General features: G+C 71.4%; 14 protein-coding genes. 8 read left to right on the forward strand and 6 right to left on the reverse strand.

The annotated features are described in order from the left end of the window. Positions 1 to 60 precede the first annotated feature (60 nt). Entirely contained in the window at positions 61 to 1,596 is a 1,536-nt protein-coding gene (locus AQJ91_RS36585; RefSeq protein ID WP_067030434.1) for a DUF4331 domain-containing protein, read from the reverse strand. Positions 1,597 to 1,829: 233 nt separating this feature from the next. Here AQJ91_RS36585 and AQJ91_RS36590 point away from each other — a divergent pair, with 233 nt between their 5' ends. The 3 genes from AQJ91_RS36590 to AQJ91_RS36600 all read left to right on the forward strand — a co-directional run bounded on the left by AQJ91_RS36590 (position 1,830) and on the right by AQJ91_RS36600 (position 3,580). After that, a complete protein-coding gene (locus AQJ91_RS36590) occupies positions 1,830 to 2,372 on the forward strand; it encodes a sigma-70 family RNA polymerase sigma factor (RefSeq protein ID WP_067030437.1) in 543 nt (180 codons plus the stop codon). Further along, entirely contained in the window at positions 2,369 to 3,184 is an 816-nt protein-coding gene (locus tag AQJ91_RS36595) for an anti-sigma factor (protein WP_067030439.1), read from the forward strand. Before AQJ91_RS36590 ends, AQJ91_RS36595 begins: the two co-directional genes overlap by 4 nt. Positions 3,185 to 3,310: 126 nt before the next feature. Next, positions 3,311 to 3,580: a hypothetical protein gene (locus AQJ91_RS36600; RefSeq protein ID WP_067030442.1), complete on the forward strand. Its 270-nt coding sequence runs from the start codon at positions 3,311 to 3,313 to the stop codon at positions 3,578 to 3,580. 239 nt (positions 3,581 to 3,819) lie between these two features. Here AQJ91_RS36600 and AQJ91_RS36605 read toward each other — a convergent pair whose 3' ends face one another. Beyond that, the gene (locus tag AQJ91_RS36605) at positions 3,820 to 4,602 is read right to left on the reverse strand and encodes an ABC transporter permease (RefSeq protein WP_067030445.1); all 783 of its coding nucleotides are present in this window, start codon (positions 4,600 to 4,602) and stop codon (positions 3,820 to 3,822) included. Further along, entirely contained in the window at positions 4,599 to 5,546 is a 948-nt protein-coding gene (locus tag AQJ91_RS36610) for an ATP-binding cassette domain-containing protein (protein WP_067030448.1), read from the reverse strand. Before AQJ91_RS36610 ends, AQJ91_RS36605 begins: the two co-directional genes overlap by 4 nt. Before the next feature lie 63 nt (positions 5,547 to 5,609). On the opposite strand from AQJ91_RS36610, the gene AQJ91_RS36615 reads away from it, so the two are divergent. Further along, on the forward strand, positions 5,610 to 6,323 hold the full coding sequence (locus AQJ91_RS36615; protein WP_067030450.1) for a TetR/AcrR family transcriptional regulator: 714 nt from the start codon (positions 5,610 to 5,612) through the stop codon (positions 6,321 to 6,323). 56 nt (positions 6,324 to 6,379) lie between these two features. On the opposite strand, the gene AQJ91_RS36620 is transcribed toward AQJ91_RS36615, so the two are convergent. From AQJ91_RS36620 to hmgA, 3 genes are read right to left on the reverse strand one after another with little or no spacing between them, the layout of a single operon-like run. Next, positions 6,380 to 7,555, reverse strand: coding sequence for a type ISP restriction/modification enzyme (locus tag AQJ91_RS36620; RefSeq protein ID WP_067030452.1), 1,176 nt, complete (start codon positions 7,553 to 7,555; stop codon positions 6,380 to 6,382). 26 nt (positions 7,556 to 7,581) lie between these two features. Continuing rightward, positions 7,582 to 8,331 carry a GntR family transcriptional regulator gene (locus AQJ91_RS36625; protein ID WP_067030454.1) on the reverse strand — a complete coding sequence of 250 codons (750 nt, stop codon included), beginning with the start codon at positions 8,329 to 8,331 and terminating at the stop codon, positions 7,582 to 7,584. A 27-nt stretch (positions 8,332 to 8,358) separates the two neighbouring features. After that, positions 8,359 to 9,708, reverse strand: coding sequence for a homogentisate 1,2-dioxygenase (gene hmgA / locus AQJ91_RS36630; RefSeq protein WP_067030458.1), 1,350 nt, complete (start codon positions 9,706 to 9,708; stop codon positions 8,359 to 8,361). Positions 9,709 to 9,858: 150 nt separating this feature from the next. Here hmgA and AQJ91_RS36635 point away from each other — a divergent pair, with 150 nt between their 5' ends. The 4 genes from AQJ91_RS36635 (at position 9,859) to AQJ91_RS36645 (ending at position 14,007) form a co-directional block, all read left to right on the forward strand. Continuing rightward, positions 9,859 to 10,446: a hypothetical protein gene (locus tag AQJ91_RS36635; protein ID WP_067030462.1), complete on the forward strand. Its 588-nt coding sequence runs from the start codon at positions 9,859 to 9,861 to the stop codon at positions 10,444 to 10,446. Next, a complete protein-coding gene (locus AQJ91_RS36640) occupies positions 10,443 to 11,060 on the forward strand; it encodes a TetR/AcrR family transcriptional regulator (protein WP_067030464.1) in 618 nt (205 codons plus the stop codon). Before AQJ91_RS36635 ends, AQJ91_RS36640 begins: the two co-directional genes overlap by 4 nt. A 129-nt stretch (positions 11,061 to 11,189) precedes the next feature. After that, positions 11,190 to 11,372 carry a hypothetical protein gene (locus AQJ91_RS54010; RefSeq protein WP_159054728.1) on the forward strand — a complete coding sequence of 61 codons (183 nt, stop codon included), beginning with the start codon at positions 11,190 to 11,192 and terminating at the stop codon, positions 11,370 to 11,372. 382 nt (positions 11,373 to 11,754) lie between these two features. Beyond that, complete coding sequence (locus AQJ91_RS36645; protein ID WP_067030468.1) at positions 11,755 to 14,007, forward strand: molybdopterin oxidoreductase family protein; 2,253 nt, start codon at positions 11,755 to 11,757, stop codon at positions 14,005 to 14,007. The last annotated feature ends 99 nt before the right edge of the window (positions 14,008 to 14,106 follow it).

Below are 14,106 nucleotides of genomic sequence, written 5' to 3' on the forward strand. Positions count from 1 at the left end.
TTGCGGGCCGCGCCAGTCTGGGGGGCGGAGCCACCGGAGTGGTCCGCCCTGCGGGGAGGGCTAGTACGCCCGCTCCCGCATCCGGCGCCACCACATCAGGGCCGCGCCGATGAGGAGGATGCCGAGCGCACCGGCGCCGGCCGAGGCGGCGATCAGCGGCATGTTGTCGGAGCCGGCCGGCTGAAGCGCGTCGCCGAGCTGGCTGCGGACGTCCGTCTCGCCGTCGGTGCCCTTGGCGAGCGGGCCGCGTGAACCCTCCGTCGGCAGCGCGACGTACGGGAAGTGCTTCTCGAATTCCTTGTCGTTCTTGTCGACCGCGTCGCCCAAGTCGTTCTTGGCGCCCAGCAGTTCACCCTCGACGACCTGCAGTGAGGCGTCGATCACGTCGTCGGTGAGCCGGCGCCCGTTCGGGAAGCCCGCGTTGTCACCGTCGAGGACGCCGAGCCGCTTCGGATCGGCGGCCGGCTCGATGGAGGTGTTGAGGCGGAGCATCTCCGACGGTGTCACGTGCGGCGGCTGGTTGAGGCCCTCCACGCCCTTCAGGAACACGTCGACCAGGTCGTTGCGCGGCTCGTCCGGCGCCTCGATCTTGTAGATCGCCTCGATGAGCTTCGGCAGCTCGGGGTTGGTGACGTTCTTCAGGAACTGCGCGTCGTCCCCGGGCGCGGACGCGTTGAACTTGTCCTTGTCCTTCAGCGGGTTGACGACCTCGTTGACCAGCGGGCTGCCCAGCCGGGACACCTGCTTCCACTGGCCCTTCGCGTTCTTGCGCTGGGTCGTCGACCAGATGCCCACGATCGGCTGCTCGGCCGACTCGGTGATCATGTGGGTCGGGACCTGCAGGGCGATGGAGTTGACGTTGTAGCCCTTGAGGGTGTCGTTGCCGACCTCGGAGAGGTCCCCGCCGTAGAGGAGGTCGAAGACCCTGAGGTCCAGGAAGAACGGGTCGTCCGCCTGCCCGGCGAACGTCGTCGAGTCGCCCGCCAGCTTGTACACGGCCTGGTCGCGCAGCTTGGCGTAGTCCGGCATGGACGCCTTGCCGACGTTCGACGGCGCCACCGGCACATCGTCCGCGACCTTCGTGCGCGACACCGGGTACTGGTCCTTCAGCTTCAGCAGCTCGACGTCGTAGGTCTGCGTGATGTTGAGGTCCGGGTCGTCGAGACTCTCGACCGGACCCGTGTTGTACAGGAACGTCTTCTTGTTCTTGATGTGCGTCTTGAAGGTGAACCGGTAGAGCAACTCGCCCTGCGCGTCACCGTTGTTGTCGATGTGGATGTCGTACTGCGCGTCCTCGGCGAACGTGAAGAAGTTCGGTCCGCCGGCCGGCTCCTCGAACGGGATCCAGTTCGCGACGATCGTCGTCGAGTCCGGCTTGTCCGGGCTGACGAACGCGTACACGTCCGTGTTGTCGTACTGCGGGGTCCCCGAGATCAGCGGGGCCTCCCGGTGGCTGGAGGCGACAGCCGCCCCCGGTTCCAGCGCGGCGACGCCGGCGGCTGCGAGCCCCCCGGCGGCCAGCGCGCCACATACGAGGGTCGCGAGGCCCTTGCGTCCCGCGCTGGTCCTGGGGATGCCCCTGGAATCTGGTGTCATGCCTGTCCGTCCTCAGTGCCAACTTGCCTGACGCTCGCCATTCGGAGCCGGTCGCCAGGGCGGATTGGTCGAATCTCAAACGTTCTTACGGCGAGGCCGGAAAGTTGTTTCAGTCGGCGGCCGACCCGCGTTTTGGGCCCGCTGATCCGTAACCCCATCCGGAGGTGGGTTCGTTGCGAATGCCTCGTGGGACGAGACGGCCCGGATGCGGCCTGGCTGGAGGGGGAGACGAGTTGGAGGCGGACGAGCTTCTGGTGCTCGTGGCAGGCGGGGACCAGAACGCATTCGAGGAGCTGTACGCACTGGTGTCCGGCCCGGTGTTCGGGCTGGTCCGGCGCGTGGTGCGGGACCCCGCCCAGTCCGAGGAGGTGGCTCAGGAAGTGCTGCTCGAACTCTGGCGGTCCGCCGCGCGGTTCGACCCGGGCCGGGGCAGCGCCCTGTCGTGGGTCCTCACCCTGGCCCACCGCCGCGCCGTCGACCGGGTGCGCAGCGCCCGCGCGGCGGGCGAACGCGAGCAGCGCGAGGCACAGCGGGCCCACCACCCCGCCTTCGACCAGGTCACCGAGGAGGTCGAGGCGGGCCTCGAACGCGAGTGGGTCCGCCGCTGCCTCGACCGGCTCACGGCGCTGCAGCGCCAGTCGGTCACCCTCGCCTACTACGACGGCTATACGTACCGTGAAGTGGCCGAGCGGCTCTCGCTGCCGCTGGGCACGGTGAAGACGCGGATGCGCGACGGGCTGACCCGGCTGCGCGAGTGCCTGGGAGGTGTCGCATGAGCCTGCGCGGCCGCTTCCGCCGCGAGGACCTGCACTCCCTCGCCGCCCCCTACGCCCTCGACGCCCTGGAGCCCGCCGAGCGGGTCCGCTTCGAGAAGCACCTCAAGGACTGTGCCGTCTGCGCCGCCGAGGTACGGGCGCTCACCGAGGACGCCGTCCGCCTCGCCTGGTCGACGGCCGCCCCGCCGCCGGCCGCGATGCGCGACCGGGTCCTGGCCGCCGTACGCCACACACCGCAGGAGCAGCCCGCCCGGCAGCGGGAGCCGGCACGCGCGCGTGCGACCCAGTTGCCGCCGCATGTGTGGGGGACCCAGCCGCCGCCGCGGGAACGGCGCCGGATCCCCCTGTTCGTGCCCTTCGCGACGGCCACGGCCGCAGCGGCGCTCGTGGTCGCCTCCCTGTTCGCCGTCCAGGCGAACGAGACACAGGACCAGCTGGCCGCCCAGCAGGCCCAGGCGCGTGAGATCGCCCACGTTCTCGCGGCGCCCGACGCCCGCGCGAGCACCGGAGAGGACACCGAGGGCCGGACGATCGGAGTGATCGCTTCCGTATCTGAGGGGCGCGCGGTGGTCACCCTCGGCGGATACGGCGACCTCCCGAGCGGCCGCGTGCACCAGCTGTGGCTCATGCGCCCCAATGTGCAACCACGCTCCCTGGGGCTCTTCGACAGTGACACGCCCCTGGTCGCGAGCGGCCTCGACAAGGCATCGACATCACTGGCTGTGACCGTCGAACCCGACGGGGGCTCACCGCAGCCCACCAGCCAGCCGGTTGTCCAACTCGCCCTGAAATCGGTTGGATTCGGAGAGTGACCAAGGAGGAGTCGTCAACACCCCTACAGGGAAGGTGAATCCTGTGACCGCGATACACGAGTGCCCCGAGGGGGCGATAGGGTTACCCTGCCCGGGCCGGGTGGACTCGTACGGGTGGGGAGTGACATGGAACAGATAACAGTGCGCAGCAGGGCGAGGGTTCCTGCGATCACCTGCGGGAGCGGCGCGACCAGTTCGCGCCTCGACCGCCATCTCTCGGTGCTGGCGGGTCCTGCGGTCCCGCAGCGGGAGACGGCCGAGGCGACCTCACTGATGCGTGAGCTGACCGCGCGTGACACCACGCACGACCGCAGCGGCAGGGGTGCGCGAGTGCGTCGCGTCTCGCTGTTCGCGCCGCTGCGCCGACTGCGCCGTTCGCTGTTCGGTGGGCGCTGAGTCACCACACTCAGAGGTTCCTGATCCGGGCTCAGACGGTCACACCGTCCCGGCGCAGTGCTGCGATCCCGTCGTCCGTCATCCCCACGGCATGCAGCGGCGTCCAGGTGTGTCCGTCTGGGCACGGGTACGTCCCTTTTCGTTACGCGTACCGCCCCCCGCCCCCCCCGCCCCGCTTCACCTCCCCCAACGGCAGCACCCGCCGGGCCCGCCCAGAAGTAGCGCGTACGGAGCGGAGCTCAGCGCTCGCCGTGCGCGTACCGGCGTACCGCGAGCGGCGCGAACAGCACGAGCAGTGCCGCACACCAGGCGAGTGACCCGGCGACTGGATGCGCCACCGGCCATGCCGCACTGTTCGGCGCGGGCGCATTGCCGAACAGGTCCCGCAGCGCCGTCGCCACCGCGCTGATCGGGTTCCACTCGGCGACCGTGCGCAGCCAGCCGGGCAGCCCGTCGGTCGGGATGTACGCGTTGGACAGCAGCGGCAGGAGGAAGGTCGCGCCGCCCAGCTGACCGGCCGCCTCCTCGTTGCGGGTCAGCAGGCCCAGGAAGATCCCGACCCACGTCGTCGCGAACCGGAACAGCAGCAGCAGGCCCACGGCGCCCACCGCTTCGAGCGCGGACCCCTCGATCCGCCAGCCCACCGCGAGCCCGACCAGCAGGAACGGCACCGTCCCCGCGGCCGTCACGACCAGATCCGCGACCGCCTGCCCGAGCGGCACGGCGCCCCGGCTCATCGGCAGCGTCCGGAACCGGTCCGTCACCCCCCGGTGTGTGTCCTGGGCCGCCTGGAACATGCCGGTCATGATCCCGTTGGCCGCGGTCGCCACCAGCAGCCCTGGCACCAGGAAGGACCGGTACTCCTCGCCCGGCATCGCGAGGGCGCTGCCGAAGACGTAGCCGAAGAACAGCAGCATCGTGATCGGCATGGTCTGGGTGAGGATGATCAGCCCCGGGTTGTTCCGGATCCGCCGCAGCTGCCGGCCCAGCATCGCGCTGCCGTCGTACGCCAACGTGCTCATGCCGCACGCTCCTCGGTGTCCTCGGTGAGCCGGAGGAAGGCGTCGTCGAGGGTCGGTGGTTTCAGGCTCGCGTCGAGCAACGGCACGCCGGCCGCGTCGAGTTCGCGTACCAGGTGGGGGAGGGTGAGCGTGCCGTCCCGGGTGACCGCGCCGACCGCGCGGCGGTCATGGTCGAACGACGGCTCGGCGCCGGTGAGTTGGTCCAGTACGGCGGCCGCCTTCACCATCACGTCCGCGTCCGCGACGACGACCTCGACGTGCGCCCCGATGAGCGCCTTGAACTGCGCGGGGGACCCCGTGTGCGCGACCCGGCCCCGGTCCACCAGGGCGATGTCGTCGGCGAGTTGATCGGCCTCCTCCAGATACTGCGTGGTCAGCAGCACGGTCGTCCCGTCGCCGGTCAGCTCGCGCACCGCGTCCCAGATCTGGTTCCGGCTGGCCGGGTCGAGGCCTGTCGTGGGCTCGTCCAGGAACAGGACGTCGGGGCGGCGGACGAGACTCGCCGCGAGGTCGAGGCGGCGCCGCATCCCGCCCGAGTACGTCGACGCCGGACGGTCGGCGGCCTCGGCCAGCCCGAACCGGTCCAGCAGCTCACCGGCCCGCCCGGCCGGCCCGCGCACCCGGTGCAGCCGGGCGAACAGGCGGAGGTTCTCGCGTCCGGTGAGGTCGCCGTCGATCGACGCGTACTGCCCGGTGACGCCGATCCTGTGCCGTACGGCCGCCGCCTCCCGGACGAGATCGTGCCCGGCGATGCGAGCCGAGCCGGCGTCCGGCCGGAGCAGCGTCGTCAGCAGCCGCACGGCCGTGGTCTTGCCCGCGCCGTTCGGCCCGAGGACCCCGCAGACGGTGCCCTCGGCGACGGCGAGGTCCAGTCCCCGCAGGGCGCGCACCTCACCGAACCTCTTCTCCAGACCTTCACTAAGTACAGCGTACGTAGAAGTCATGGCTTGACCATAGCGCACTACGTACGCTGTACGTAACTAGGATGGTGGTCGAGGTGATGATCGATGGCGGGCCGAGCGGCCGAACCCGAAGTGATCTGGGCCCGACCCGAGCGGACGGGGCGCGGGCCGAAACCGGCGTTCACCCGTGCCGACATCGCGGCCGCGGCCGTGCGGCTCGCCGACGCCGGGGGGCTCGACGCCGTCTCCATGCGGCATGTCGCTGCCGAGGTGGGGTGCGGGACGATGTCGCTGTACAACTACGTCCCCCGTAAGGAGGACCTGTACGAGCTGATGGTGGACGCCGTCGCCGGGGAGCACGAGCTGTGGGAGCCGTGCGGTGACTGGCGGGCGGACATGGCCCGGGTCGCCCAGCAGACGCGTTCACTGATGCACCGGCATCCCTGGCTGACGAGGCTGATGTCGCCCGTCTACGGCTTCAGCCCCAACGCCCTGCGCTATCTGGAGCACTGCCTGGCCTGCCTGGATCCGCTGGAGGCGCCCTACGGCATGAAGATGCAGCTCGTCGGGATGCTGAACGGGTGCGTGACGTCGTACGTCGCGACCGAGCTGGCCGCGGAGGAGCGGACGCGGTCGCTTCCGTGGTCGGCGGAGCAGGAGAGTGCGGTGCGGGTCGCCTACTTCGGGAGTCAGGTGGCGAGTGGGGCGTATCCGAGGCTGGCCTCGGCGTTCATGGAGGATCCGGGGCCGATTGATCTTGAGGGGGCGTTTGCGTTGATGCTGGGCCGGATCCTGGACGCGTTCGAGCCCAAGAACTAGGGGGTGTTTCGAAAGTCCTGTGCGGTGCCCGCGGTCAAACGTTGCCTGCCGGGGCACTAGATCAGCGCGAACTGGCCCTCCGGGCCTTCCTCATGGTGATCCAAGACAGACGCCGGCTTCCGTGCCGCCTCCGGTACCGGAAGCACCCCCGCCCCGCGCAGCTCCGTCGCCGTCACCGGTGCCGTCACTGTCAACTCCTCCTGCCGCGGCCGCAGTTCCGCGAGCAGCGCCAGCACCGTGATCAGCTCCAGCAGTTCCGACGTCCACGTCTGCGGCCATGCCGCCGGGCGGATCGCCGCCAGTGTGCCGGGCTCGGGCTCAGTGGTACGGGCGGTGAACCACTGCTCCAGGACCCGCACCCCGTCGACCTCGTAGTCCCAGGCCTCCGGCGGCACCGGGGAGACGCGGCCCTCGTCGAGGTGCAGGGTCTCCTCGTCGCGGTCGTAATGGAGGGTGACGGGGCGGGACGGGAGTGGCGCGCGGACGTAGGGGCGGCGGCCGCCCGGCAGCTTGGGGCGGTCGCCGTTGCGGCGCATCAGCCACAGCAGGCGCCGGCCCAACTCGACGCCGTGTGCCCAGAGTTCGGTGTCCTCGGTGAGCGGGACGGCATGTCCGCAGGGGGAGTGGCGGACGGTCGCCAGAGACCATGCGAGGACGTCCACCGCCGCCACGGGACGCCCGAGCCGCGCGCCCAGGTGCTCCAGCAGGCCCGGCGCCAGGTTCGGTTCCGCACCGCCGGGTCGTCGGTAGAGCGGGCGGACGCGGCCGGGGCGGAACAGCGCGAGCCGCGAGGTGGCGAGCAGGAGCGGGCCGGAGGCGTCGGGGACCGCCGTCGCCTCGACCGCGAAGATCTGGTGCTCGTCCGCCACCCGCCACAGCTCGGGGCGGGCCGCGTCGATCAGGCGGTGGTCGGGGATCAGCCACTGCTCGTCGAAGGGGGCGTGCAGGACGCGTACGGGGTCCGCGCACGGGCCGGTCGCGCGGATCAGCTTCTCGGTGCCGGTCGACTGGCCCGGCAGCTGGCCCACCGCCGAGTGCAGCGTGCGCGAGCGCGTCGGTTCCAGCAGGGCCTCCCGGTCCGGGCCCTCGGCCTTCACCAGGGCGTCCCAGCGGGCCTTCAGGGATGCCTCGTCGGGGCCCGTCGGCCACCCCCGGCCGAGCCGCGGCGGTGCGACGGACCACGGCAGAAGGTCCGCCAGCAGCGGAGCGTCGTCGTGCGTCACGCTGGGCATCGTACGACTTGTCCGCGACACAGGGGTCAGGTGGCGTCGAGGGTCACCGTGAAGGAGAAGCGGTCACCCCGGTAGTGGATGACCGCCGCGTCCAGCACCCGCCCCGCCGCGTCGTACGTCATGCCCGTGTAGTGCAGGATCGGGCTGAGCAGCGGGACTTGGAGCAGGCGCGCCGTCTCCGGGTCCGCCAGCCTTGCCTCCACCGTGTCCGTGATGCGGCTGATGTCCGCCCCCACGGCATCCCGCAGCACCTTTGTCATCGGCCAGCGCAGCAGGTCGTCCAGGTCGATGCGGGCGGCCAGTTCGGGGCGGACGTAGTTGCGGGCGTGGTTGGTCGGCTCGCCCGTCTTCTCGTCGCCACGCAGGCGGTGGTACGTGGCCACCTCGTCGAGATCCGGGAAGTACTCGGCGAGGTCGCCGGGCACGGGCGCCTTGCCGTGGTCCAGCAGTTCCGTCGCCATGCCGGACTGCTGGGCCACGATCGCGTCCACCGAGCCGAGCAGCCGCACGGGGGCGCCCCGGCGGGCGTCCGGCTCGATGAACGTGCCGCGCCGGCGGTGCCGGGTGATCAGCCCCTCGTCCTCCAGCTCCTTCAGCGCCTGCCGCATGGTCAGCACACTCACGCCGTAGTGCCCGGCCAGCTGCTCCTCGGTGGGCAGCCGCAGCGGGTCCTGGGCGCGGCGGCCCAGTATCGAGGCGCGCAGCGACTGCGACACCTGGTACCAGAGCGGCAGCTTGCGGTTCAGGACGATGGAGTCCGGGGCGAAGGAGGTCACAGGGCCATCCGTACCGGTAGGCAATCTTCAGTGCAAGGGGCGGAAATGACGCTCGGGGCCCTGCCAGACGTCGTCGTACCGCTGTTGCAGATGCTCCGCGCGGGCCGCCTGCGGTGCCAGCGTCACCGGCCACCGCGTCTCGAACATGAACGCCAGGCCGTCGTCGACCTTGTGCGGCTTCAGCTCGGCAGCGCTCGCCCGCTCGAACGTCTCCCGGTCCGGTCCGTGCGCCGACATCATGTTGTGCAGCGAGCCGCCGCCCGGCACAAAGCCCCCTGGACCGGCTGCCTTCGCGTCGTACGCGCCCTCGATCAGGCCCATGTACTCGCTCATCACGTTCCGGTGGAAGTACGGCGGCCGGAACGTGTCCTCGCCCACCAGCCAGCGCGGCGCGAACACCACGAAGTCGATGCCCGCCAGGCCGGGGGTGTCGGACGGCGACGTCAGCACCGTGAAGATCGAAGGGTCCGGGTGGTCGTAGGAGATGGTCCCGAGCACATTGAAACGGCGCAGGTCGTAGATGTACGGCACATGGTTGCCGTGCCAGGCGACCGCGTCGAGCGGCGAGTGGTCGTACGTCGCCGTCCAGAGGTTGCCGCAGAACTTGTTGACCACCTCCACCGGCCCCTCGAAGTCCTCGTACGCGGCGACCGGTGCCCGGAAGTCCCGTGCGTTGGCGAGCCCGTTGGCGCCGATCGGGCCCAGGTCGGGGAGCCGGAAGGGCGCACCGTAGTTCTCGCACACATAGCCGCGCGCGGTCGGGCTCTGCCCGCCGTCGGATGCGGTGTCGAGCAGCTCCACACGGAACCGCACCCCACGTGGGACCAGCGCCACCTGTCCCGGCTCCGCGTGCAGCAGCCCGAACTCCGTGTGCAGCAGCAGTCCGCCGCGCTCCGGCACGATCAGCAGCTCGCCGTCGGCGTCGCTGAAGACGCGGTCCATCGAGGAGTTGGCGTGATACAGGTGCACTGCCATGCCGGAGCGCTGGGTCGCGTCGCCGTTGCCGCCGAGGGTCCACAGGCCCGCCAGGAAGTCGGTGCCCTCGGCCGGCTCCGGCAGCGGGTTCCAGCGCAGCCGGTTCGGGTCCGGCACCGACTCCGTGAAGGGCGCCGTGCGGATCGCGCCGTTGTCCGTGCGCGTGAACGCCGGGTGCGCGGCCGACGGACGGATCCGGTACAGCCACGAGCGGCGGTTGTGCGCCCTCGGCTCGGTGAACGCCGTACCGCTCAGCTGCTCCGCGTACAGCCCGAGCGGCGCACGTTGCGGTGAGTTGCGGCCCTCGGGCAGAGCGCCCGGCACCGCCTCCGAGCTGTGCTCGTTGCCGAAACCGGAGAGGTAGGTCAGCCCTTCCGCGGTCTTCCGCGCGTCCCCGCTCATGATCGCTCCCTTGAGATCTGATTCCTATGCTTCACCGTAGGATTGCGTATTCGCGGGCGCAAGGGGGACGCTTGACCTCCTCTCTGAGGACGACCGGAACCCGACCTCAGAAGGATCCGTATTTCGGACCGGTGTTCTACGCTCCCCCGCATGTCGTCGTGGATGCGGGCCCTTCCTGCCGCGCTCGCGGTCTGTGTCCTGCTGCTGACCGGATCCGCGGGCTGCGCCTCCGGTGGTGCCCGGGAACAGCCGGGCGGGGCGTCGCCCTCGCCGGTGGGCAGGCTTCTCGACGACGCCGACGAGGAAGGGCGGAAGTACCGCGAGGTGGGCGAGAAGGGTGCGCCCGAGGTCGGCATCGAGGTGCAGCCGGAGGAGGACGACAGCTGGGACGTACGGCTGACCGTCCGCAACTTCCGCTTCTCACCGGCCGGTACGAAGGCGGAGGCGGCGGCCGGCCGCGGGCTTGCGTATGTCTACCTGGACGGCCACCTCGTCACCCGGCTCCGCGGCCCCGAGTGCCGCCTCCCGGCCGACCTGGTCCCGCGCGGCACGCACCACGTCACCGCCCGTCTCCATGCCGACGACGGCACGGTATGGGCCGTCGACGGCGAACCCGTCGAGAGCACGGCCGACATCACCGCGTCGGAGGCGGTGACGGCGACCCCGACGGCCTCCGCGGCTGCCCGGCTCCACAGTGGGGGCCGAGGTTCACTGGACCGGGCCGTAGGGGCATCATGAGCACCGTGCCAAACGCGACCCCGCTACGCCGTGCGCCCGTGCAGCGGCGCAGTGCCGAACGGCTCACCCGAATCCTCGACGCCTGCGCCGACCTCCTCGACGAGGTCGGCTACGACGCCCTGAGCACCCGCGCCGTCGCCCTGCGCGCCGGCGTCCCCATCGGCTCTGTCTACCGTTTCTTCGGCAACAAACGGCAGATGGCCGACGCGCTCGCCCAGCGCAACCTCGAGCGCTACACCGACCGTGTCACCGAGCGCCTGAAGCAGGCCGGCGACATCGGCTGGCGCGCGGTGGTGGACGCCGTACTCGACGAGTACCTCGCCATGAAGCGCACCGCTCCCGGCTTCTCCCTCGTCGACTTCGGCAACCAGATCCCGGTCGGCAACCGCCAGACCGAACCCAACCACCGAGTCGCCGACCGCCTCACCGACCTCCTCTCCACCTACCTCGACCGCACCCCCGACGACGACCTGCGCCGCACCTTCCTCATCGCGGTGGAAACCGCGGACACCCTGGTCCACCTGGCCTTCCGGATGGCCCCGGAGGGGGACGAACGGATCATCGCGGAGACCCGGGAGATGCTGCGGGCGTATTTGGCGCGGGTGCTGGACTGAGGGGCCCGGGGCGGCCGCCGGGGGCATGGTGAGACGGCCGCGGGCGACGGGGGTGGTTGCGGCGCAGCGACGGCATGGCGGCGGGAAAGACGGGCGCTCGCCGGGGCGGCGGCTGTGGGGGAGTGGCGGGTGGCTGTGGGGGTTGGTGGTCGGGTGGTCGCGGGCGTGGCGGTGAGCGTCGCGGGCTGGCGGCGGGTGCTCGCGGTGCCGGCAGCGCGACGGACGTGGGGAGCGGCGGGTGGCCGTCGTGGCGACGGCGGGGTGCCGCTGAAGTGGCGGCAAGACCTGCGGGGCAATGGCGTGCGGCTGTGAGATGGGCGGCGCGACGGTCGGGGGACCGGTGTTGGGTGGTGGTTCGGTCGTGGGACGGCCGTGGAGCGGCAGGGTTCGGTCGCGGGGCGGCAGCGCGTAGGGCGGGGGACGGCGGTGGTCCAGCCGGGCGCGGTGGGCGCGTTCGTGGAATCGCCGGGCGCGGCCGGGCGCGGCGGCGGTTCCGTCGGAGTCGGTGGGCGCGTTCGTGGAATGGCGACCTCGGTCGGGCGCTGGGGTGACAGTGTGTTGGCTGGCGGTCGACCGTGCGCGAATTCGCGACCTCACCCCTGCCAGGGCCTCCCCTCCATGCCTACCGGTCGGTATGCTCGGGCTGCGACATACGTCCCTGCGTCAGCGAAGCCGCCACCCTCCGGGAGGACCCGTGTCCCGCACCGCACTGCGCATCTGCCCCCTGTGTGAGGCCACCTGTGGCCTGACCCTCACCATCGAGGGCACCCGGGTGACCGGTGCCCGCGGCGATCGCGACGACGTGTTCAGTCGCGGCTTCATCTGCCCCAAGGGTGCTTCGTTCGGGGCCGTCGACGGCGACCCCGACCGGCTGCGCACCCCCCTCGTCCGCAGGGACGGTGAGCTGCGCGAGGCCACCTGGGAGGAGGCCTTCGACGCGGTCGCCGCCGGGATCCGGCCGGTCGTCGAACGGTACGGCCCGGACTCCGTCGGCGTCGTGCTCGGCAACCCCAACGTCCATACCATGGCCGGCGCCCTCTACCCGCCCGTCCTGCTCGCCGGCCTCCGCACCCGCAGCCTCTTCACCGCGTCCACGGTCGACCAGATGCCCAAGCACGTCTCCAGCGGGCTCCTCTACGGCGACGCCCTCGCGATCCCCGTCCCCGACCTCGACCACACCGACCACCTGCTGCTCCTCGGCGCCAACCCCCTGGAATCCAACGGGAGTCTGTGCACCGCCCCCGACTTCCCGGGCAAGCTGAAGGCCCTCAAGGCCCGCGGCGGCACCCTCACGGTGATCGACCCGCGCCGCACCCGCACCGCCAAGCTCGCCGACCGGCACATCGCGATCCGGCCGGGCACTGACGCCCTGCTGCTCGCGGCGATGACGTACGTGCTGTTCCAGGAAGGGCTCGTGGATCTCGGCGAGTTGGCCCCGCACGTCCAGGGGATCGACGAACTTCGGGAATCCGTACGGGACTTCACGCCCGAAGCCGTCGCCGACGCCTGCGACGTGGACGCTGGCACGATCCGCGCCCTCGCACGTGAACTCGCCGCCGCCCCCACCGCCGCCGTATACGGCCGCATCGGCAGCTGCACGGTCCCGCACGGCACCCTGGCCAGCTGGCTGGTGGACGTCCTGAACATCCTCACCGGCAACCTCGACCGCCCGGGCGGCGCCCTCTTCCCGCAGGCGGCCACCGACAAGACGCCCCGTCCCGCCGGACCGGGCCACGGCTTCGCCCTGGGGCGATGGCACTCCCGGGTGAGCCGGCACCCGGAGGCGAAGGGCGAGTTGCCGCTCTCCGCGCTCGCCGAGGAGATCGACACCGCCACGGAGCAGGGTGAGCCGGTCCGGGCGCTCGTCTCCGTCGCCGCCAACCCCGTGCTGTCCGCCCCGGACGGCAACCGCCTCGACAAGGCCCTCGACTCGCTCGACTTCATGGTCAGCGTCGACCCCTACCTCAACGAGACCTCCCGGCACGCCGACGTCGTCCTCCCCCCGCCCCCGCCCTCGCAGAGCCCGCACCACGACTTCGCCTTCAACACCCTCGCCGTACGCAACCAGGTCCGCTACACCCGTCCCGCCGTCCCCCTGGAGCCCGGCCGCATGGCCGAGACCGAGATCCTGGCCCGGCTGATCCTGGCGGCGACGGGCATGCACGGCGCCGATCCGGCCGCCGTCGACGCCATGGTCGTGGAGCAGACCCTCGGCAAGGCGGTCAAGGAGCCGCACTCCCCGGCGTACGGGCGGGATCCACGCGAACTGGCCGCTCAGCTCACCGGCGACAGCGGTCCCGAGCGGCGGCTGGACATGATGCTGCGCCTCGGCCCGTACGGCGACGGGTTCGGCGTACGGCCGGACGGGCTGACCCTGGAGAAACTGCTCGCCCATCCGCACGGCATCGACCTCGGGCCGCTCAAGTCGCGGTTGCCGCAGCCGCTGAAGACCGCGAGCGGCAAGGTCGAACTGCTGCCGCGGCCGATCGCCGACGATCTGCCCCGGCTCAGGGAAGCGCTGCGGGCGCGCCCCGACGGACTCGTGCTCGTCGGCCGCCGGCATCTGCGCTCCAACAACAGCTGGATGCACAACGTCCCCGCCCTCACCGGCGGCACCAACCGCTGCACCCTGCACATCCACCCCGAGGACGCCGAGCGGCTGGGCGTACGGGACGGGGCCGCCGTGCGCGTGAAGGGCGCCGGGGGAGAGGTGACCGCCCCCGCCGAGGTCACCGACGGCGTGCGCCGGGGTGTGGTGAGCCTGCCGCACGGCTGGGGCCACGACCGCCCCGGCACCCGCCTCAGCCACGCCTCCGCCGACCCCGGCGTCAACGTCAACCAGCTCCTCGACGGCACCCTCCTCGACCCGCTGTCGGGCAACGCCGTGTTCAACGGGGTGCCCGTCGAACTGGCCGCCGTGGCCGAAAAGCTCACCCCGCTGACCTGAGCAAAGCGCTGACCTGGAGTTTTGCGCTTATTGCTCGCATGTCAACGTCTTGTTAACGCTGCTTGGCGGGACCTAACGTCAACGCACCGCCGTCCCTGG

The organism is Streptomyces dysideae, from assembly GCF_001514305.1.
Lineage (GTDB): Bacteria > Actinomycetota > Actinomycetes > Streptomycetales > Streptomycetaceae > Streptomyces > Streptomyces dysideae.

Excerpts from the sequence above, each read along its gene's own strand:
- AQJ91_RS36585 (WP_067030434.1), bottom strand. The coding sequence starts at position 1,596 with ATGACACCAGATTCCAGGGGCATCCCCAGGACCAGCGCGGGACGCAAG.
- AQJ91_RS36610 (WP_067030448.1), bottom strand. The coding sequence starts at position 5,546 with ATGACTTCTACGTACGCTGTACTTAGTGAAGGTCTGGAGAAGAGGTTC.
- AQJ91_RS36620 (WP_067030452.1), bottom strand. The coding sequence starts at position 7,555 with ATGCCCAGCGTGACGCACGACGACGCTCCGCTGCTGGCGGACCTTCTG.
- AQJ91_RS36605 (WP_067030445.1), bottom strand. The coding sequence starts at position 4,602 with ATGAGCACGTTGGCGTACGACGGCAGCGCGATGCTGGGCCGGCAGCTG.
- AQJ91_RS36600 (WP_067030442.1), top strand. The coding sequence starts at position 3,311 with ATGGAACAGATAACAGTGCGCAGCAGGGCGAGGGTTCCTGCGATCACC.
- hmgA (WP_067030458.1), bottom strand. The coding sequence starts at position 9,708 with ATGAGCGGGGACGCGCGGAAGACCGCGGAAGGGCTGACCTACCTCTCC.
- AQJ91_RS36635 (WP_067030462.1), top strand. The coding sequence starts at position 9,859 with ATGTCGTCGTGGATGCGGGCCCTTCCTGCCGCGCTCGCGGTCTGTGTC.
- AQJ91_RS36640 (WP_067030464.1), top strand. The coding sequence starts at position 10,443 with ATGAGCACCGTGCCAAACGCGACCCCGCTACGCCGTGCGCCCGTGCAG.
- AQJ91_RS36595 (WP_067030439.1), top strand. The coding sequence starts at position 2,369 with ATGAGCCTGCGCGGCCGCTTCCGCCGCGAGGACCTGCACTCCCTCGCC.
- AQJ91_RS36615 (WP_067030450.1), top strand. The coding sequence starts at position 5,610 with ATGGCGGGCCGAGCGGCCGAACCCGAAGTGATCTGGGCCCGACCCGAG.